The 18,006-nt window shown below is 51.5% G+C and carries 18 protein-coding genes; 8 read left to right on the top strand and 10 right to left on the bottom strand.

From position 1 onward, the window contains the following. Nucleotides 1-161: 161 nt before the first annotated feature. Nucleotides 162-2,597 carry a glycosyl transferase gene (locus NSS79_RS13505; RefSeq protein ID WP_342439732.1) on the top strand — a complete coding sequence of 812 codons (2,436 nt, stop codon included), beginning with the start codon at nt 162-164 and terminating at the stop codon, nt 2,595-2,597. Between the two features lie 229 nt (nt 2,598-2,826). Here NSS79_RS13505 and NSS79_RS13500 read toward each other — a convergent pair whose 3' ends face one another. Then, a complete protein-coding gene (locus NSS79_RS13500) occupies nt 2,827-4,791 on the bottom strand; it encodes a beta-L-arabinofuranosidase domain-containing protein (protein WP_342439731.1) in 1,965 nt (654 codons plus the stop codon). A gap of 170 nt (nt 4,792-4,961) precedes the next feature. On the opposite strand from NSS79_RS13500, the gene NSS79_RS13495 reads away from it, so the two are divergent. Beyond that, nucleotides 4,962-5,834, top strand: coding sequence for an AraC family transcriptional regulator (locus tag NSS79_RS13495; protein WP_342439730.1), 873 nt, complete (start codon nt 4,962-4,964; stop codon nt 5,832-5,834). A gap of 6 nt (nt 5,835-5,840) precedes the next feature. Here NSS79_RS13495 and NSS79_RS13490 read toward each other — a convergent pair whose 3' ends face one another. Beyond that, the gene (locus NSS79_RS13490) at nt 5,841-6,053 is read right to left on the bottom strand and encodes a hypothetical protein (protein ID WP_038599512.1); all 213 of its coding nucleotides are present in this window, start codon (nt 6,051-6,053) and stop codon (nt 5,841-5,843) included. Between the two features lie 185 nt (nt 6,054-6,238). On the opposite strand from NSS79_RS13490, the gene NSS79_RS13485 reads away from it, so the two are divergent. From NSS79_RS13485 to NSS79_RS13465, 5 genes are all read left to right on the top strand, one after another. Next, the gene (locus NSS79_RS13485; protein ID WP_342439729.1) at nt 6,239-6,757 is read left to right on the top strand and encodes a DUF3231 family protein; all 519 of its coding nucleotides are present in this window, start codon (nt 6,239-6,241) and stop codon (nt 6,755-6,757) included. A gap of 113 nt (nt 6,758-6,870) precedes the next feature. After that, nucleotides 6,871-7,452 (top strand): YitT family protein, encoded by a 582-nt coding sequence (locus NSS79_RS13480; RefSeq protein WP_342439728.1) that lies wholly within the window; start codon nt 6,871-6,873, stop codon nt 7,450-7,452. 98 nt (nt 7,453-7,550) lie between these two features. Next, nucleotides 7,551-8,813 carry a DNA polymerase IV gene (locus tag NSS79_RS13475; protein WP_342439727.1) on the top strand — a complete coding sequence of 421 codons (1,263 nt, stop codon included), beginning with the start codon at nt 7,551-7,553 and terminating at the stop codon, nt 8,811-8,813. Between the two features lie 130 nt (nt 8,814-8,943). Further along, nucleotides 8,944-9,711 carry a threonine/serine exporter family protein gene (locus NSS79_RS13470; protein WP_038590337.1) on the top strand — a complete coding sequence of 256 codons (768 nt, stop codon included), beginning with the start codon at nt 8,944-8,946 and terminating at the stop codon, nt 9,709-9,711. Between the two features lie 24 nt (nt 9,712-9,735). After that, nucleotides 9,736-10,158, top strand: a complete 423-nt coding sequence (locus NSS79_RS13465) for a threonine/serine exporter family protein (protein WP_339225855.1) — start codon at nt 9,736-9,738, stop codon at nt 10,156-10,158. 155 nt (nt 10,159-10,313) lie between these two features. Here NSS79_RS13465 and NSS79_RS13460 read toward each other — a convergent pair whose 3' ends face one another. Next, nucleotides 10,314-10,835, bottom strand: coding sequence for an N-acetyltransferase family protein (locus NSS79_RS13460; RefSeq protein ID WP_342439726.1), 522 nt, complete (start codon nt 10,833-10,835; stop codon nt 10,314-10,316). 2 nt (nt 10,836-10,837) lie between these two features. Further along, entirely contained in the window at nt 10,838-12,859 is a 2,022-nt protein-coding gene (locus NSS79_RS13455) for a Na+/H+ antiporter (RefSeq protein WP_342439725.1), read from the bottom strand. Between the two features lie 258 nt (nt 12,860-13,117). On the opposite strand from NSS79_RS13455, the gene NSS79_RS13450 reads away from it, so the two are divergent. Then, the gene (locus tag NSS79_RS13450) at nt 13,118-13,873 is read left to right on the top strand and encodes an MBL fold metallo-hydrolase (protein WP_342439724.1); all 756 of its coding nucleotides are present in this window, start codon (nt 13,118-13,120) and stop codon (nt 13,871-13,873) included. 120 nt (nt 13,874-13,993) lie between these two features. Here the strand turns inward: NSS79_RS13450 and NSS79_RS13445 are convergent, their stop codons facing one another. The 6 genes from NSS79_RS13445 to NSS79_RS13420 form a co-directional block, all read right to left on the bottom strand. Further along, nucleotides 13,994-14,869 (bottom strand): beta-1,6-N-acetylglucosaminyltransferase, encoded by an 876-nt coding sequence (locus NSS79_RS13445; RefSeq protein ID WP_083675740.1) that lies wholly within the window; start codon nt 14,867-14,869, stop codon nt 13,994-13,996. A 67-nt stretch (nt 14,870-14,936) separates the two neighbouring features. Beyond that, a complete protein-coding gene (locus NSS79_RS13440; RefSeq protein WP_342439723.1) occupies nt 14,937-15,812 on the bottom strand; it encodes a VOC family protein in 876 nt (291 codons plus the stop codon). Nucleotides 15,813-16,008: 196 nt separating this feature from the next. Beyond that, nucleotides 16,009-16,746, bottom strand: coding sequence for a metallophosphoesterase family protein (locus NSS79_RS13435; protein WP_076112130.1), 738 nt, complete (start codon nt 16,744-16,746; stop codon nt 16,009-16,011). Between the two features lie 42 nt (nt 16,747-16,788). After that, a complete protein-coding gene (locus tag NSS79_RS13430; protein ID WP_342439722.1) occupies nt 16,789-17,175 on the bottom strand; it encodes a hypothetical protein in 387 nt (128 codons plus the stop codon). An 11-nt stretch (nt 17,176-17,186) separates the two neighbouring features. Further along, on the bottom strand, nt 17,187-17,735 hold the full coding sequence (locus NSS79_RS13425) for a GNAT family N-acetyltransferase (RefSeq protein WP_342439721.1): 549 nt from the start codon (nt 17,733-17,735) through the stop codon (nt 17,187-17,189). 16 nt (nt 17,736-17,751) lie between these two features. Continuing rightward, nucleotides 17,752-17,931 carry a hypothetical protein gene (locus NSS79_RS13420; protein WP_076112136.1) on the bottom strand — a complete coding sequence of 60 codons (180 nt, stop codon included), beginning with the start codon at nt 17,929-17,931 and terminating at the stop codon, nt 17,752-17,754. Nucleotides 17,932-18,006 lie beyond the last annotated feature (75 nt).

The raw sequence follows: 18,006 nt of genomic DNA, 5'->3' as shown, positions 1-18,006 counted from the left end.
CATCATCCGTCCAGCGTATACCATTTCGCTGATGTACCAGCATTTCTTTAAGGAGTGGCAATCATTATTATAATGTTTTGCAGGAAAATCCCTTTGCCCCGAGGGAATTTTTTCTCAGCTCTATAAACGCGCGTTCACAATTGAAAGGAGACTTTCCTCTTATGAAATTCGGAACCTTTGACGACACTCGTAAAGAGTACGTAATCAACACCCCTAAAACACCTTATCCATGGATCAACTACCTCGGTAACGAGCAATTTTTCGGCCTTATCTCCAATACTGCCGGTGGTTACACCTTCTATCGCGATGCCCGGATGAGAAGATTGACCCGCTACCGGTATAACAATATTCCGCTGGATACAGGCGGACGTTACTACTATCTGTATGACGACGGCGATTTCTGGACCCCGGGCTGGATGCCGGTCAAACGCGACCTCGATTTCTACGAGTGCCGCCACGGTCTTGGCTATACTTCCATCACCGGCGAACGCAACGGTATTTCTGTGAACCAGCTCGCTTTTGTACCGATGGGCCACAATGCCGAAGTTCACCGCCTTGTTGTGAAGAACACCGGATCTGCTAAGAAATCGGTGAAGCTGTTCTCTTTTGCCGAGTTCTGTCTGTGGAATGCCCAGGATGATATGACCAACTTCCAGCGTAATCTGAGCACTGGTGAGGTTGAAGTCAAGGGTTCCGTAATCTATCACAAAACAGAATACCGTGAGCGCAGAAACCACTATGCTTTCTATTCTGTAAATAAAGAAATCGCCGGCTTTGATACCGACCGCGAATCCTTCGTGGGTATGTATAATGGCCTGGATGCTCCACAAGCAGTAGCTGCCGGGGAAGCAACCAACTCCGTAGCCAGCGGCTGGTCGCCAATCGGCTCTCATGCACTGGAAATCACGCTGGAACCAGGCGAAGAGCAAAGCTTCATCTTCGTACTCGGCTATATCGAGAACCCGGAAGATGAGAAATGGGAATCCCTGAATGTCATCAATAAAAAACCGGCGCAGGCTGTCATCGAGCAATTCGCTACAGACGCTCAAGTGGATGCTGCTCTGGCTGTTCTGGCTGCACACTGGGATAACCTGCTGTCCAAATATCAGATCGCAAGCGGCGACGACAAGCTGAACCGTATGGTTAACATCTGGAACCCATATCAATGTATGGTTACCTTCAACATGTCCCGCTCCGCTTCCTACTTCGAATCCGGGATTGGCCGCGGTATGGGCTTCCGCGATTCCAACCAGGACTTGCTCGGATTTGTACACCAAATTCCTGAGCGCGCCAAAGAGCGTATTCTGGATATCGCCGCTACCCAGTTCGAAGACGGCAGCGCGTATCACCAGTACCAGCCGCTCACCAAAAAAGGCAACAACGAAGTCGGCACAGGCTTTAACGATGACCCGCTTTGGCTGATCCTGGGAACGGCTGCCTACATTAAGGAAACCGGCGACACTTCCATTCTGGATGAGCAGGTTCCTTTCGACAGCAACCCGGACAACACTGCTACCCTGTTCGAGCACTTAAAACGTTCCTTCGAGCATGTCACCAACAATCTCGGACCTCACGGCCTGCCGCTGATCGGCCGCGCGGACTGGAATGACTGCCTGAACCTTAACTGCTTCTCTACCGAACCAGGCGAATCGTTCCAGACGACTGCCAACATCGAAGGCCGTGTAGCGGAATCCGTCTTCATCGCCGGTCTGTTCGTCTTTGTTGGACCGGACTATGCGGAAATTTGCCGCATGCGCGGACTTAACGATGTTGCTGCGGATGCCGTAGCCAAGATCGACAACATGCGTGAAATCACGCTGACCCATGGCTTCGACGGTGACTGGTTCCTGCGCGCTTACGACCACTACGGCGACAAGATCGGCAGCAAAGAAAACGAAGAAGGCCAAATCTTTATCGAGCCGCAAGGCATTTGCGTAATGGCCGGTATCGGCGTGGAAGACGGTCAGGCAGCCAAAGCTTTGACTTCCGTTGAGGAACGTCTGGACACAGATTATGGTATCGTGCTGCAGCAGCCGCCATACTCCAAGTACTACCTGAACCTGGGTGAAATTTCTACGTATCCGCCGGGCTACAAAGAAAATGCCGGTATTTTCTGCCACAACAACCCATGGATCATGATTGCTGAAACGGTACTGGGACACGGTGACAGAGCATTCGATATCTATAAGAAAATCGCTCCGGCTTACCTGGAAGACATCAGCGAAGTTCACCGGATGGAACCTTATGTGTACTCGCAAATGATCGCTGGTAAAGATGCCGTACGCCACGGGGAAGCGAAAAACTCCTGGCTGACGGGTACCGCTGCCTGGAACTATGTAGCCATTACCCAATCCATTCTCGGTATCCAGGCTGATTTCGCCGGTCTGAAAGTAGATCCTTGTATCCCTGCTGAGTGGGACGGATTCGAAATTACCCGCGTCTTCCGTGGAGATACTTATGTAATCACTATTAAGAACCCTAACCATGTCTCTAAAGGCGTAGCCAGCCTCACTCTCGACGGCGCCGCTGTAGAAGGAAACATCATCGCTCCTGCCTGCGACGGTGCAGTGCACCAAGTGGTAGTTGAGCTGGGCTAAATAGCTGCCGTGACAACATTTTAACCGCTTGTTTTTTAAACGGGTCTCGTCTTTGCAAAAAGACGGGGCCTGTTTTTTGTGGGAAGCTCACTTTCCGGTTCACAAAAAGATACAGTAATGCCGTTACCACCAATCCAAGGACAATGTTCTAAAAAAAAGCAACCCAATACATCCGCCATACTACCGGGGTGCATTTGGGTTGCTTTCCTCATAGATAACGTGCTGCAGCTTAAGCCTTGCCCTCCGGTATCCACACCTTCATCTCTCCGCTGCCGCGGTTGCCCCACAGATAATAAGGGACAGCTGTAACCTTAACGGATTCCAGCGGTGCTTTCTCCCTGCTGTACAGCCCTCCGCTCCAGCCGGACGGATTGACACGGAAGCCGGTTCCTTCTACGACTACGGCTCCGCCAAGCAGCGAGTCTTTAAAGACCTCAGTGAACTCCCCTGTCTCGTTCAGGGAGATAGAGCTCAGCGGCTCACTGTTATCGGTTGCCTCGAGGCAATAGACGAGCGGTCCCCGCTGAATAGCAGTTTTCTGCGCATCAGCCCGCAGCTCGGGATGGGCATAAACTCGGTGCGCTTCCATCGGAATGTTTACCTCTATGGTATCCCCGGCAGACCACACTCTGCGGATCACCCGGTATCCCAGTTCCCGGCCTGCGGTAGGATCCAGCACTTCGCCATTGACACTGATCTCCATGCCGCTGCTCCAGGAAGGGACCCGTAAGGCAACGCCGAATTCCGCAGCTTCCGCCGGATCAACCTTCAGCGATACCTTGCCTTTCCATGGGTAATTACTCTCTTGGGTAACCTTAACCTCCGTTCCGCCAAGCGTACCCTTCCATTCACTGCCAATGTACAGATTAGTGTGCAGTGTGTCCCCGTGAACCGTGTAAATATATTGGTTCAGCGAAGTCAGCAGCCGGGCTACATTGGGCGGACAGCAGGCGCAGCCGAACCAGCCCTGCCGCTCCGCCTTCACATGATGTTTACCCGGATTGCAGCTGCAGGCCTGCGGCCATACCTCCAGCGGATTGACATAGAAATAATGTTTGCCGTCCTGCGCCATGGACCCCAGCACATTATTATAGAGCGCCCGCTCCATCACGTCCGCATACCGGGCTTCCGGGGTTAACTCCAGCATCCGCCGGGCAAAAAAGATCAGGCCGATGGAAGCGCAGGTTTCCGCATATACCGTATCGTTGGGCAGATCATAATCGAAGGTGAACGCCTCCCCGTGATGGGTGGAACCGATTCCCCCTGTAATATACATCTGCTTATCTGTCATGTTGTTCCACAGCCTCACACAAGCATCGCGCAACGCGTCATCATCTTTAAGCCTCGCGAGGTCAGCCATTGCTGAATACATATAGACTGCACGTACAGAATGCCCTACCGCTTCGCTCTGCTCACGGACCGGAATATGCGCCTGATTGTAGGCTGGATCGAGATGGTCAGTTTGCCCGCTCCAGTGCGTGATCCGCCCCCGGCTCTCCCACTCCTGCCGCAGGAAATTCGGTTCCTGGCCGCGCTCGTCGATAAAAAAGCTGCTGAGCTTCAGATATTTCTCTTCTCCAGTAAGACGGTACAGCTTGACCAGTGCCAGTTCAATCTCCTGATGCCCGTCATAGCCTTTCAGCTTGCCTTCCTCCGGTCCAAAGACCGAATCGATATGATCGACCATCCTGCGCATAATATTTAGCAACTTGTCTTTGCCTGTCGCCTCGTAATACGCAACCGCAGCCTCGATAAAATGTCCGGCGCAGTACAGCTCATGGCAATCCTGCAGATTGGTCCAGCGTTTGCCCGGCTCCTTGATTGTGAAATAGGTATTGAGATATCCATCCGGCTGCTGCGCTTCGCCGATCAGGTCGATAACTTCATCTGCCTGCCGCTCCAGTATGGGATCACGCTTAAGGCTCAGGGAGTAAGCTACTGCCTCCAGCCACTTCGCCACATCGCTATCCTGAAACACCCAGCCGTGAAACTCTCCTTCCTTTCTCCCTGCGGCAATCTCGAAATTGGCAATCGCATGACTGGGCTCTGCGTCCGGTACCCGGTCATGCAGCGCCTCATATTGGTACGGAATGACTACATCCTGCGCCAGCCTGATGTAACGTCCCCAGAATTCATCCTGAATCTTTACCGATTGCTGCTTGTCTGTCTGCTGCGTTTTAATAGTTCTGCTCATTTGCCTCTTCCCCTCCGCTATATTTCATTCTCGCTATTAGCAATTATAGAGGGTAGAATAAATAAAAAATACAATCATAAGCAACCCTGTTTTTGTACTATTTCACACTCAACATTTCGAATGACACCAGAACTGCAGGCTGCCGACAATTTGCTTTGAAAGGAGTAATCATGACATTCAGTCCTTCTTATATCCATCTGGCTGCTCCGCCGTTCCCCTACTTTCTGGAATGCGACCGCACCGTATATCAGCCGGGGGATCAGCACCCGAACCGCAACCGTATGGGGAAATTCGATCTGATTATTGTAGAACAGGGCACCCTGTTCATTGGCGAAGATGAGAAAGAATGGGAGGTTGCGGCCGGGCACACTTTGCTGCTGCTGCCAGACCGTTATCACTACGCTGTCAAACCTTGCGAGGAAATCACCACGTTTGTATGGATCCATTTTCACACGGTGGGGGAATGGATTGAAGCCGAGGGCGATCCGGTGTATGCCGGCCGTGAAGCACATTTCCAGCAGTTTCTCACACATCCGTACACGATCCGTGTACCGCAATTCGGTCCGCTCCCGGACCCCTTTGAGCGGAGCGGGCAGGCGGAGCTGCTCCTGCAGCTGAGCCGGGACAGACGGTCAAGCGCGGTATGGCAGCAACAGCGGATCTTTGAGGAGATGCTGCGGATGATGGATCTTGCGCAGCAGGACGCTGCAGGCAGCCATGCTGCCGAGATTGCGGAGCAGACGGAAGCCTACATCCGCAACCATTACGCAGAGGCGCTCACCAATGGCTCGCTCGCGGATGCCCTCCATTTTCACTATAACTATCTCGCCCGCTGCATGAAGCGCGTCTATGGGCTGACGCCGATGGAATATTTGACGGATTACCGCCTGGAGCAGGCCAAGCTGCTGCTGCTCAAGACAGAGATCCCCATTTCCGGGATTGCGGAGCGTACAGGCTTCGAGAGCACTGCCTACTTCTCACGGCGTTTTGCCCGCAAAGTCGGCATCTCACCGCTGCGTTTCCGCAAGCGTTATTCACGGTAAGCCGAATCACTCATTAGCGAGAGCACGAAACTCATACAACTCCCGGCTGTAGGACAGTTCCCCGATACGGACACAATTAGGGGTGTATTCTCTAATCTGCCCGCCAAATTCCAGAATATCATCTTTTATTTCTTTCACGGCGACCGCCACTTTGACTTCTGACAGCGCGGCCGCCAGCAAATCAATATCGCTCTCCAGCACTTTATATGTATAATCCATCCGACCTTCACCCGCCTTGCTGACTTTATGTATTTAATCGTAATATTTACTATTAATATATATTGTTTTGTTATCCTGTACAAGTCTTAATTGCTTAACCCAACCCTTCCTTCGAATAAAACAGAGGATGCCGGACAACCTAACTTCACGTTTCACCACCTTATCAGTGAAGGAGTTTTGTAATAATGGGAGTTCTAAACGGCAATCCCAAAGACGAACCGCTGCACTATGGCGAAATATTTAATCTATGGCAATTTTCCGCTACTGCCAAAATGTCATTATCCACCTTACAGGCATTTCATTATCACGCTGGCGATCAGGATCTCAAAAAAATAATTGATGATCTCATGGACCAGTCGCAGCTGGAAATAAAAGATTGCGACAAGCTGCTGAAGACCCATGGCTTCACACCGCCCCCTGCACTGCCCGACCGCCCCTCTGTTAAGCTCGAGGATATTCCTGCCGGAGCCCGTTTCTCCGATCCGGAAATTGCCGCTTCCCTTGCTGGCGCAGTTTCCCTGAGCCTAGTCGTATGCAGCCAGATTATGGGGACTTCCATCCGTGAGGATATCGGGGCCATGTTTATGAAAAATCATACGCAAATGGCCGCTTTAGGAATGGCTGTGCTGAAATTGAATAAAAAGAAGGGCTGGCTGGTACCTCCGCCGCTGCAGCTCAAAAAGCCGGAGCCTGCCTTGGTCTAGTAATATCCCCGTCCCGCCTAATCCTGCGCAAGCAGGATTTTTTGCTGTATAGCTATTTTTTCCCATTTCCAAGCATATTCATTAAGACAGGCCTAAATGTGGAGATGTTGAATATGCGCTCAAGTGTAAGGTACGCCATTATTTTGCTGGGAAGTTTGCTGATTGCTGCAGGAACTAATTTTTTTCTGGTCCCCTACAAAATTCTTGATGGGGGAGTCATCGGCATCGCCCTCATCATCAACTACATATCCGGCGCAAAAATTGGACTGGCCATTGTCCTGTGCAGCCTGCCGATTTTCTTGCTTGCCTGGCTTAAAGAGCGGGACATCTTTTATAACAGCGTGCTGGGTTTGCTCACCTCCTCGTTTTTCATTGAAGTCCTCGGACCGCTCCAGTACCACTTTCTGTACTATATTGAGCTCGGCTCCATCTCCAGCGCCATTCTTGGCGGTTTTCTGATGGGGAGCGGTTTCGGAATTATGCTGCGGTTCAAGGCCAGCACAGGCGGAACGGATCTGCTCGCCAAGTTTATGAAACGTTATATTCCGCTCAATGTCGGCGTCATTATTTTTCTGACGGATTTCCTGATTATCGGCGCGGGTGGCCTGCTGATCTCCAAGGAAACCTTCTTGCATTCGATTCTGACGATCTTTTCCGGCGGAGTCGCCACGGGGTTATGTACGCTCGAAAAATAAGCCTCTTGACTGAATGGAAATAACTATGCATATACACGATCATATGTTCGTATTATAATAAGGTCAAATTCAGCCGCTTACCTGGAGAGTGTGAACCTATGAACAGAGATCGTGTCATTATACTATCCGATTGCCAGAGCTTCTATGCCTCGGTCGAGAAGGCTGCCAATCCTCTCTACAGCCATAAACCGCTGGTCGTTGCCGGCGATCCGGCCAGACGCAGCGGGATTGTACTTGCCGCTTGCCCCTTAGCCAAAGAGCATGGCGTTACCACTGCCGAGACCTTAAAGGAAGCGCTGGCGAAATGCCCTGAGCTTGTGGTCGTCCGTCCCCGTATGCAGCACTACATCAACGTTTCCTCGCAAATCACCGATATTCTGCGCAGCTTCAGTGATCTCGTAGAGCCTTATTCCATTGATGAACAGTTCATTGATGTCACCGGCAGCTCCGCCTTGTTCGGCAGTCCGCTGTCCATCGCGGCCGCGATCCAGGATACCGTCCGCCAGGAGACAGGCGTGTATGTGCGCATCGGCATCGGCTATTCCAAGGTTACTGCCAAGATGGCCTGCGATCTGTGGGCCAAGAAAAACGAAGGCGGCCGGTTTACACTCACCCGCGAACAGCTGCCCACCCTGCTCTGGCCGCTGCCGATTTCGCAATTGTTCATGGTCGGCCGCCGGATGTCCGCCCATTTCCATAGCATGGGGCTTACGACCATTGGCCATGTGGCCCAGCTGCCGCTGGCCGAGCTGAAGTGGCGCATGCGCGAGAAATTCCGCAAGAACTGCGATATAGACGCCGAGTTGTACTGGCGGATTGCCAACGGCATTGACGACAGTCCCGTAAACCCGCATACCCACGAGGTTCCACCCAAGAGTGTCGGGCACCAGATGACCCTGCCCCGGGACTACCGCACACTGAAGGAAATCAAGACGATTCTGCTGGAGCTGTCCGAGCTGGTGTGCAGACGCTGCCGCAGCCTCAAGGTGAACGGCGCGGCCCTGTCCGTCGGCTGCCAGGGTGCAAGCTTTGAGATGCCGACCGGCTTCTCCCGCCAGACCGTAATGAACGACCCCACCAATGCCACCAATCTGGTCTATGAAGCAGCCGTAGAGCTTTTCCAGCGGCACTGGGACAACCAGCCCGTGCGCAGGGTCAACCTCAGTCTTTCCACGCTCACTGACGAAAGTGAGTACCAGCTGACACTGTTCGAATCCCGCCCCCGCTACCGCGAGCTTGAACGGGCTACCGACAATCTCAAGAACAAATATGGAGATACGATTATCGGCCGGGCTGCGTCTTTCACCGATGCAGGACAAATTAAGGATCGGGCCGGCAAAATCGGAGGACACTACAAATAAAGGGTACGGCTTTTATGCAGCCTGAACGGGAAAAGTACTTAAAAAATAAATTAAATGAATAAGGGTTGATATTTTCAGGTATTGCGGCGACAATCGAATATATAACATTCCCGGGGAGGATCGAAAGAAGTTGGATAGCACAAGCAATAACAGCAATACTTCCACGCATGAAATTATCGATCTCTGCCTGCTGGCCGGTAAAATCATGCTGCAGAGCGGTGCGGAAACTTACCGTGTGGAGGATACCATGACGCGTATGGCGGAGGCACTCGGTTTTCCCGGGGCGCACAGCTACGTGACGCCAACGGTCATTATGTTCACAACCAGCAGAACCGAACCGGTGAAGCTGTTCCGGATTGCCGAGCGGACGACCGATTTGCAGAAGGTGTCGGAGGTCAACGACATCTCGCGCCGGCTGAGCGAACGCCAGCTCAGCGCGGCAGAAGCCCGCGAGCGCCTCGGCGTCGTGGACGATGCCGCACATGCCTATCCGGCATGGCTGCAGATCGCCGCAGCCGCCCTCACCGGAGCCTGTTTCACAGTAATGTTCAAGGGGAGTCTGTGGGACGCCCTTCCGGCTTTGCTGGTGTCCGGGCTTGGCTTCGCCGCTGCTACCTATCTGCACCGGCTCGTACAGATCCGATTCTTTGCAGAATTTACCGCCTCATTCCTGATCGGACTGTTTGCGTTCTTCTCCGTCAAATTTGGTATTGGCCGGGAAATGGATAAGATTATCATCGGCTCTGTTATGCCGCTGGTCCCGGGTCTGCTCATTACCAATGCGGTGCGTGACCTGATGGCCGGACATCTGGTTTCCGGCCTCTCCAAAGGTGCCGATGCTTTCCTGACCGCGTTTGCGATCGGGACTGGCATCGGTCTTGTGCTGTCGCTTTTTTAACCCATGTGAAAGAGGTAGCAATTCATGATTTTGCAACTGATAACCAGCTTTATCGCCGCTGCATCCTTCTGCATTCTGTTCAATGCCCCGCGGCGCGCGCTGCTGCAATGCGGCTTGGCCGGAATGGTAGGCTGGATCCTGTATTTGGAGCTTGATGAAAGATGGGATACGGTAATCGCCACCTTTGCGGCAACCGTAGTCGTCGGCGTCATCAGCCAATTTTTTGCCCGTTCCTTCAAGATGCCGGTCATTATCTTCAGCGTCGGAGGGATTATTCCACTTGTCCCGGGGGGACTTGCATATGACGCTATGCGCAAATTCGTGGAGAACGACAATAACCAAGCGATTCAGATCGCCGTACAGGCATTGCTGCTCTCTGGAGCGATCGCCACGGGACTTGTGCTCAGTGAAGTGCTTGGACAAATGTTCCGCCGGAAGAACAAGTAGACACGCGCAGAAAAGAGCCTCCCCTTACCGATCACCTATAGCTATGACTACAGGGACACCCCGGCTAGAGCTGCTTGGTCTACAGCGCATAAAAAGTCCGCCTGCGGCAAGGAATTCATCCTTGCCGCAGGCGGACTTTTGGGTATAAGGGACATTTACTGCAGCTGGCCAATGATCTTCTGGTAGCTGACAATATCCAGCCATCTGCCGAACTTGCTGCCGATCTCTTTGAACAGGGCACTCTGCTCGTATCCATGCTTCACGAACAACCGGCGGCTCGGCTCGTTATCGGCGCACACCGTAGCCACCAGTACATGGAACCGGAGCTCCGCGGCCCGCTCTTCGATAAAGCGCAGCGCATGGCCGCCCAATCCCCGGCCGCCGCAGCCCGGCTTCAGGTAGATGCTGATTTCACCGGAGGTATCATAGGCCTGCTTATTTTTATGTCTGGCAATCAGCACATAACCCACCATTTCGCCATCCTGCATAATGGCATAGGATTTGAACCGCGGATCGCCGCTCAGCACCGACTGACGCATTTCCGGCAGGCTCTGCGGCTCAGTATGAAAAGAAACTGTAGTGTTCAACACGTAATAATTATATATATCCATCACTTCAGCCAAATGCGCTTCCCCGATTTCTTCAAATAACAGCCCGCTCGCAGTGATTTCGCCCATTGTTAATCCTCCCAGATTGATGTTTCCAATTGATCCACGAACCGGCGCAGCTTGCCGGCGACCTTGAGATTAATCGCTCCGTTCTGGTACATCTGCTGCACCGTGTCGCGCTGCTCCTGAATCGCCTTTAGCTTCAGCTCCAGCTTCTCATCGTCGATTACGCCATCCTTACTCCAGCCTTCCCCCTGCTCCAGCCGTGACTCCAGCCGCTCATATTTGTCAATAACCCGCTGCGAAGCCTGGCGGTTTTCTTCGCTCATCTCGGCGCTGACCGCTGAGACGGCTGCCTGGCACATCGCGATCTTCGCTTTCCGGGCACTCTCGGCATTCTGAACCGCCCGCAGTCCTTCCTCACCGTTAAAACGGCCCGTGAACAATCCCGAGAATAAGCGTTGAATCTCTGTCAGGGAGAATTTGACCTGTGTATCGAACCGCCGGCACAGAACGGCCTCCGTATGATCCAGCAGCTCTTCCATCTTCACTGCAACCGGAGATTCAATCTGGCCCTGCTCCAGCATGCGCCGCAATGCTGCCCGTTCCGCATCGAGACCATTCAGCCGCGCTTCAACACCAAGCCGGCGGAAGCGCTCCGTAGCCACATCATTTTCCGGTTGGGGAGCGCACAGTCTGTCGATCTTATCGGTGAACTCCAGCAATGCAGGCTGTGTTGGGGAACCGGGGTTCTCCGTCGCCAAGCTCCGCAGCATGGTCATTCCTGCATCAATCACCACCGATCTGGCTGCAAGCTCCGTGTTCTGCGGTTGGGCAGCTTCGTCAACCGCCTCTTCTTTTCCCGCAAGGATAGGCAGAAAGATACTGGCCATCACCAGCGACATGAGAATGACACCTGCCGCGAGCGCAATGATTAAATCCCGTTCCGGAAACAGGGAACCATCTCCAACAACTAGCGGAATAGAGAAGGCCCCGGCCAAGGTTACAGCTCCGCGGACGCCTGAGATCGAGATAATCAGCTGGGTTTTGAGCGGTGACTTCTCTGTCTTCAGCCTGCGGCTCTCTACTAGCGAATAGACATACACCCAGAGGAAGCGGAGTACAATGAGCAGCGCCGTAATTGCCAGCACATAGCCGGCCACCATAAAGTTATTCAGCGTTTCATCCCGGTAGATGACTTCAATTACATCGGGAACGGAGATGCCAAGAATGAGGAAGACCATCCCGTTCAGGATAAACAGCAGCACCGACCAGGTACTCGCTGACACAAGCTGCAGCTTGTATTGCGGAGATACAGCCCGGTCTTTCTCGATGGCATATACGATACCGCCGGCAACAACGGCCAAAATGCCGGATACGCCGACTTCTTCACTAATCAGATAGATAATGAACGGAGTAAGAATCTGCAACAGTACATGGACGGTAACATCCTCCATGCCTAATCTGCGGATGAGCACGCTGAGCCGGATAAGCAAAAATGACAGCAGCGCCCCCAGCAGCAGCCCTCCCGCTGCGATGAGGATAAAGCTGAATGTTGCTTTGGGCAGGGAGAACACCCCGGTAACCGCAGCAGCAATGGCAAACTTGAAGGCCACCAGACCGGAGGCGTCATTCATCAATGACTCGCCCTCCAGAATCCGGTGAATGCCCTTCGGCAAATGAACCCTTCCGGCCAAGGCGCCTACCGCCACCGCATCAGTCGGGGAGAGAATGGCCGCCAGCGCAAACGACGCCGCCAGTGGAATCGAGGGTATCATCCAATGGATCGCATATCCCGCAACAAAGACGGTGACAAAGACAAGGCCCAGCGCCAGCAGCAGAATGGGCGCTCTAAGGTTCCAAAGTTCATCGCGGGGTGTCCGCTTGCCGTCATTGAACAGCAGCGGAGCAATAAATAATACAAAAAACAGCTCAGGCTCAAAGGTCATATGTATTCCCGTGGGCATCAGTGCAGCAATAACGCCCAGTCCAATCTGAATCAGCGGAATTGGCACAAACGGGATAAACCGGTTCACGATGTTGGAGGCCGCGATCAGCCCCAGAATTAACAGTACGGCAAGAAAAGTCTCCAAGCTGCATCAACTCCAAAACTGATTTTCCCATTATTATATCCTAAACGTTTATATAGGGGCAAAATGCAATTCTCATATTTATGTTTAGCCGAAAAAGTTCACCGTTTAATGTATTGACAAAATAATATTTTTATGTTATAATATTTTATTTTTATATTGCGCTATATTTCTGTTTTCAGTATGATATGCATTAGCCTCACAGCATGAATCTTATCAAGCATGGGAGCACGGGCTCACTAACTTTTTAGGAGGAACATTATGCATATCGCCAAAGGAATAGACATGCTTGAGATTTCCGTTCAAGTTATGGGCGGAACAGAAACGATTTACCCCACCCTGCTTTGGGACGGACAAGCCGCCACTCTCGTAGATACTGGTTACCCGGGGCTGCTGTCCACATTTAGGGTGGCTATGGAAGAAGCCTCTGTACCCTGGAATCAGCTGCGCACTATCCTGATTACCCATCAGGATCTCGATCATATCGGGAGCCTGCCCGCTCTGCTGGAGCAGGCTGAAACCGAGCTGACCGTACTGGCGCACGAAATTGAGAAGCCCTATATTGAGGGCGATAAAATGCTGCTCAAGCATACGCCGGAAGCGCTGGCTGCCGCCGAAGCCATGCTGCCGCCTACAGTGCCGGAAGAATGGCGGCATGCCTTTCTCTCCGTGCTTGCCCATCCACCAAAAGGAAGGGTCGACCAAACGCTCATTGGCGGGGAACGGCTTCCTTGTGGCGGGGGAATCACTGTGATCCATACGCCCGGCCACAGCCCCGGGCATCTGAGCCTGTATCATCAGGTTAGCTGCACACTGATTGCGGCTGATGCCCTCACGGTGCGCGGCGGAGAACTGTACGGGCCAGATGCTGCGGCGACACCCGACATGGCTACCGCACTTGCTTCTTTGCAGAAATTCGCCGATTTGGAGATCCGGCAGGTGATTTGCTATCACGGAGGATTGTACCGCGGTGATGCGGGCCGCCGGATCGCCGCGTTGTCACAGGGGGAAGCGTAACTGGATGCAGAACAAGCAGGAGGCAAGGCCGGTAGATCCGGCCTTGCCTCCTGCTGAAATCCCGTCCGCCCCGGTAATCGAATCAGGATTGAAGAGCTTTTGACCCAGTGGTCCTAAGGTTCAACCCTTTTGCAGAAGATCCTCGACAATACTGCGGTCTACGTCCAAGTCAAACTTGCGGCCCCAGAAGCTTCCCTGTCCTTGTGTGCGGATTCGTTCGTAATCCACCGCCCTGAGCGTTCTTGGGAACTCCGGTCCGGTCTCCCAGTCTGTGTAACGTTTGATTTCATTCACTACATTATCCTTAAACGGACTGTTCAAAATAATCGAATGAAAGAATATTTCGTCACCGCAGAATGAGTTCTTGAACAAACGGATGTAACCTGGAGAAGTACGGGTGAATTCCAGAATATACTCCATGCACTCACCGGTAATCGACATCCAGTTTGAGCCTTTATATAGTTTATCCGGGAGATGCTTCAGACTCCGCTTAAGCCAAGGCACCGACATCACCAGATTAATGTACCGGTTGCGTACCTCGGAGACTGCTTTTACCCGCGATACAAGAAATTTTGGATAATAGACAGAAACCCGATAGTAGCAGCCCCACATCTCCGCTTCATTAGGCAATTGCAAATACTTCACAAATTCCTTCCCCTCGTTCTTCTGGAAGAACTCCACAATCGTTCCATTGGAGACAAGGGGCAAATCCTGCCCGCTTATGATATGAATATAATTATAGTAACCCTGCTGCTTAATCAGCTCAAAACCTTTAAGAATGCATTCAATCTGGCTGTAATGTCCCCACTGCACTTCAACAGGATCTTTTACAAAATGAATATGTTCACGGTGAACAATTTGCTCTTCTATGCCGCTCTTCTTGTCTACATGCAGGAAAAAATCCACATGTTCATCACTTAAACGATCAATCAGCAAATTGATCTGCTCAGGATTTTTATGACAAAGGATTACGTATGCCATTTTGAATTTCTGCAAAATCTACACCCTTTCACTCATTCATTTCCAATTATTATAGGGGAATGAGTGAAGATGGACAAGCAAATTATTCCGATTGCGAGTTCACCATCAGCTTCAAACCGATGTTCCATGGATCTTTGAGCGAAAGGGTGCCGTCTGCCTCAGTTACTGTATAACCAGCCTCCCGCATACGCTCAGACACTTCCGCCAGCTCCTGTCTGCTTGACAGCAGCAGTGTGAAATAATCGATGCCGGGTGCATCAGACGGAGCCGCCGGAGCACCCTGCCCCGCCCAGATATTGAGGCCCATATGGTGATGATAACCTCCCGCCGAGATAAACAGCGCCGAGTCTCCATAATGGGTTGTTGGCTCAAAGCCCAATGCATCCACATAAAATTTCTTCGCTTGGTCAAGATCACCTACATGAAAATGCACATGTCCGATCACGGTGCCGGCAGGCAGGCCGTTCCAGGTTAAGCCTTCAGCAGCGGCCAGCAGACCGTCGGCATCTACCGGGTCCGTAGTCATAATATAATCCCCTTCTGCATCACGTTTCCATGTATCACGCGGCCGGTCCCGGTACAGCTCAATTCCGTTATTATCCGGATCCTGAATGTATAGTGCTTCACTTACCATATGATCTCCCTGGCCGATATGAATCCCAGAGTCAATCAGATTGCGCAGCGTGAGCCCCAGGCTGGGGCGGTCAGGCACGAGAATGGCGAAGTGGTACAAGCCCGCTACCGAATTCCGGCGCAGAATTTGCGCGCCTTCGATCTCCCGCAGGATGAGCAGTACATGCTGCCCGTCTGCACTCATCTCCACCTCGCGACCGGTCTGGCGCAATATCTTCAGTCCCACAACATTCTGGTAAAAAGCGAGCGAACGCTCCAAATTGCTTACTCTTATCTGCACTAAACCAATTTGCACACCCTCATGCAATGTCGCTGTTGCCGTCATAATATCTCCTCCTGAATAAATGCTGGTGTCCGTGTTAAGCCGCTTATTGCAGCTTAGTCTTTACACCTTCCATTTTTGCAATTCACACTTGTAACTGTTTCCGTTACATATTAACTAACTTTAGTATAGTTGCACTCCATAAGTTTGTCAATTACTTTCAAAAAGAAAAGCCAGACCCGTCAGGTCTGGCTTAGCATTAGTGATCCACGCCCTTACCTCTATATTCAGCAGTTCTAAGCTCCTTAATATAGGGTTCCAAGTCAGGCATATGCGATTCCTGTGCCTGCTGCACAGCCAGTTCGATATCGTAGGGAACTCTGACGAATTGCAGATTTAACGGTGCCAATGCACGATCTTGATACCTTCCCTCCATAACTAAATACGAGGCCTGGGTAAGATCGAGCGGATTCCCTACACTGCCTACATTCAGCAACGTCCTTCCGTCCAGATGCTGAAGGTACGCATTATGAACATCCCCATATCCGGCTATATCCGCCATGATTGGTTCCTTGCACAATCCGGAGGATAGGAACAGGGATAAACGCTGTTCGTAATCATCCCAGGGCTGGACCCGCTCATTTAAGCTCCGCGGTGAGGCATGGAATAAACGGATGAACTTTCCGCTCATCCAGAATTCAATCGAGAACGGCAGGGAGTTCAGATAATTCAGGCGGTCCTGGCCGAGCAGCTCCCGATGCCATTGTACAACGGCGATTTCGCTGGGACGGCCGATGAATTCATCCCAGTTGCCCATCACAACTTCTTCGCAGTGCTTCTTCACCAGATCAACTGCCAGGTCTGAGCTAGGTCCTTTGCCAACAATGTCTCCGAGACAAAAAATCCGGGTGATATTACGCCCGTGTATATCCGCGAGTACCGCTTCAAGAGCCGGTACATTGCCATGAATATCAGAAATAATTGCAATTTTCTCCACTGAAGTTCCTCCGTTTGGGTCCATTCTTATTGTCTTGCTTAATCAATTCAGCAATTTGATGCCGCTGTATACTCTCTTCTCTGCGGTGGCTGTCCGAATCCAGTTCAATAAGTCCTCCCTGGTGAACAAGAACTCGTCATCAATTTTAATATAAGGAAGCTTTGCTTTTGTAAAAGGTCCATTATTGCTCAGAATTGCATTTTCCGCTTTCATAATATTGAGCACCTGCTCTTCTTCCAGCCCCAGAAAATATGCAGCCTCCTGAAGCGTCATTAATGCCTTGTCCTGTTGCTGCAGCAGAGTATTCTGGGCTTGCAAAGCATTTCCGCTGCTACCCGCTTTTTCATGGCTGATGACCAGGCAGCCGACAATAAAACAAACACCAAGAATAAGGCTGGCCCCCAGTATAGATAGATGGTTATTTTTCATAAAGTATCCCCTTATTTCGTACTGCCCGCATATTCAATGAGCCAGCAGTCCCTGAATTCTCCCTCATGCCATTCATGCTCTACAAGCAGCTTCCTCCGCACAAAACCAAGTTTCTCATACACTCTCAGCGCCCGGTGATTCCAGCATTGCGGGTCCATCACAATTTTGTCTGCCTGCTTCGACTTGGTAAGATATTTAACTGTCTCCCCCACGAGCTGCGAACCAATTCCTTGATTCCAGAATGCAGTTTCGCCGATAAACTGGTCCATGCCGTAAATTCTGCCTTCAAAATCCGTATACCCGTACTCCGCTTTCTCTTCAGCATCAATAGGATAGAACTGTATGTATCCAACATCCTGCGATTTATAGCAGACAATCCCCCGCGTGATTCCCCCGGCTTCCTCTTCATAAAAGTGCTCCAGCACCATCTCCATTGTATGCGGACGGTCACGGCCTTCATAATACTCCAACAGAAGCGGATCGGAAAGCCATTTCACAAGCAGCTCCGCATCGGGAGCCACCAGTCTAACGCTTAGTTCCTGATTGTGATATAAGATCATTGCAAAACTCCCCCTTTTACAGGCGTTTATCAATAATATGCTTATTCTCCTTAATTTCTTTACGCAGCAGCCTGATCTCCTGAATCAAAATATCCAGTTTGTGCGAAGTTTTCGAATCATCTATCGCTTTTCTAATAATCAGCATAAATACCAAGAGGCTTACCAAGCCTAGAATCACAGCCAGAAAGGTCATCATTCAAATCCCATCCTCTTTCACAAAAATCATTCCATTTCACATGTCTTGTGTCAGTCTAATTCATTTGGAATATTG

Source organism: Paenibacillus sp. FSL L8-0436 (genome assembly GCF_038593025.1).
In the GTDB taxonomy this organism is placed as follows: Bacteria; Bacillota; Bacilli; order Paenibacillales; family Paenibacillaceae; genus Paenibacillus_AQ.
The sequence above is the reverse complement of the archived record's forward strand: the minus strand, read 5'-3'. Positions and strand labels throughout refer to the sequence as shown.

Coding starts and splice junctions, on each gene's coding strand:
- NSS79_RS13465 (WP_339225855.1), top strand. CDS start 9,736: ATGATTTTGCAACTGATAACCAGCTTTATCGCCGCTGCATCCTTCTGC.
- NSS79_RS13480 (WP_342439728.1), top strand. CDS start 6,871: ATGCGCTCAAGTGTAAGGTACGCCATTATTTTGCTGGGAAGTTTGCTG.
- NSS79_RS13425 (WP_342439721.1), bottom strand. CDS start 17,735: ATGATCTTATATCACAATCAGGAACTAAGCGTTAGACTGGTGGCTCCC.
- NSS79_RS13505 (WP_342439732.1), top strand. CDS start 162: ATGAAATTCGGAACCTTTGACGACACTCGTAAAGAGTACGTAATCAAC.
- NSS79_RS13460 (WP_342439726.1), bottom strand. CDS start 10,835: ATGGGCGAAATCACTGCGAGCGGGCTGTTATTTGAAGAAATCGGGGAA.
- NSS79_RS13420 (WP_076112136.1), bottom strand. CDS start 17,931: ATGATGACCTTTCTGGCTGTGATTCTAGGCTTGGTAAGCCTCTTGGTA.
- NSS79_RS13485 (WP_342439729.1), top strand. CDS start 6,239: ATGGGAGTTCTAAACGGCAATCCCAAAGACGAACCGCTGCACTATGGC.
- NSS79_RS13440 (WP_342439723.1), bottom strand. CDS start 15,812: ATGACGGCAACAGCGACATTGCATGAGGGTGTGCAAATTGGTTTAGTG.
- NSS79_RS13495 (WP_342439730.1), top strand. CDS start 4,962: ATGACATTCAGTCCTTCTTATATCCATCTGGCTGCTCCGCCGTTCCCC.
- NSS79_RS13475 (WP_342439727.1), top strand. CDS start 7,551: ATGAACAGAGATCGTGTCATTATACTATCCGATTGCCAGAGCTTCTAT.
- NSS79_RS13450 (WP_342439724.1), top strand. CDS start 13,118: ATGCATATCGCCAAAGGAATAGACATGCTTGAGATTTCCGTTCAAGTT.
- NSS79_RS13500 (WP_342439731.1), bottom strand. CDS start 4,791: ATGAGCAGAACTATTAAAACGCAGCAGACAGACAAGCAGCAATCGGTA.
- NSS79_RS13430 (WP_342439722.1), bottom strand. CDS start 17,175: ATGAAAAATAACCATCTATCTATACTGGGGGCCAGCCTTATTCTTGGT.
- NSS79_RS13490 (WP_038599512.1), bottom strand. CDS start 6,053: ATGGATTATACATATAAAGTGCTGGAGAGCGATATTGATTTGCTGGCG.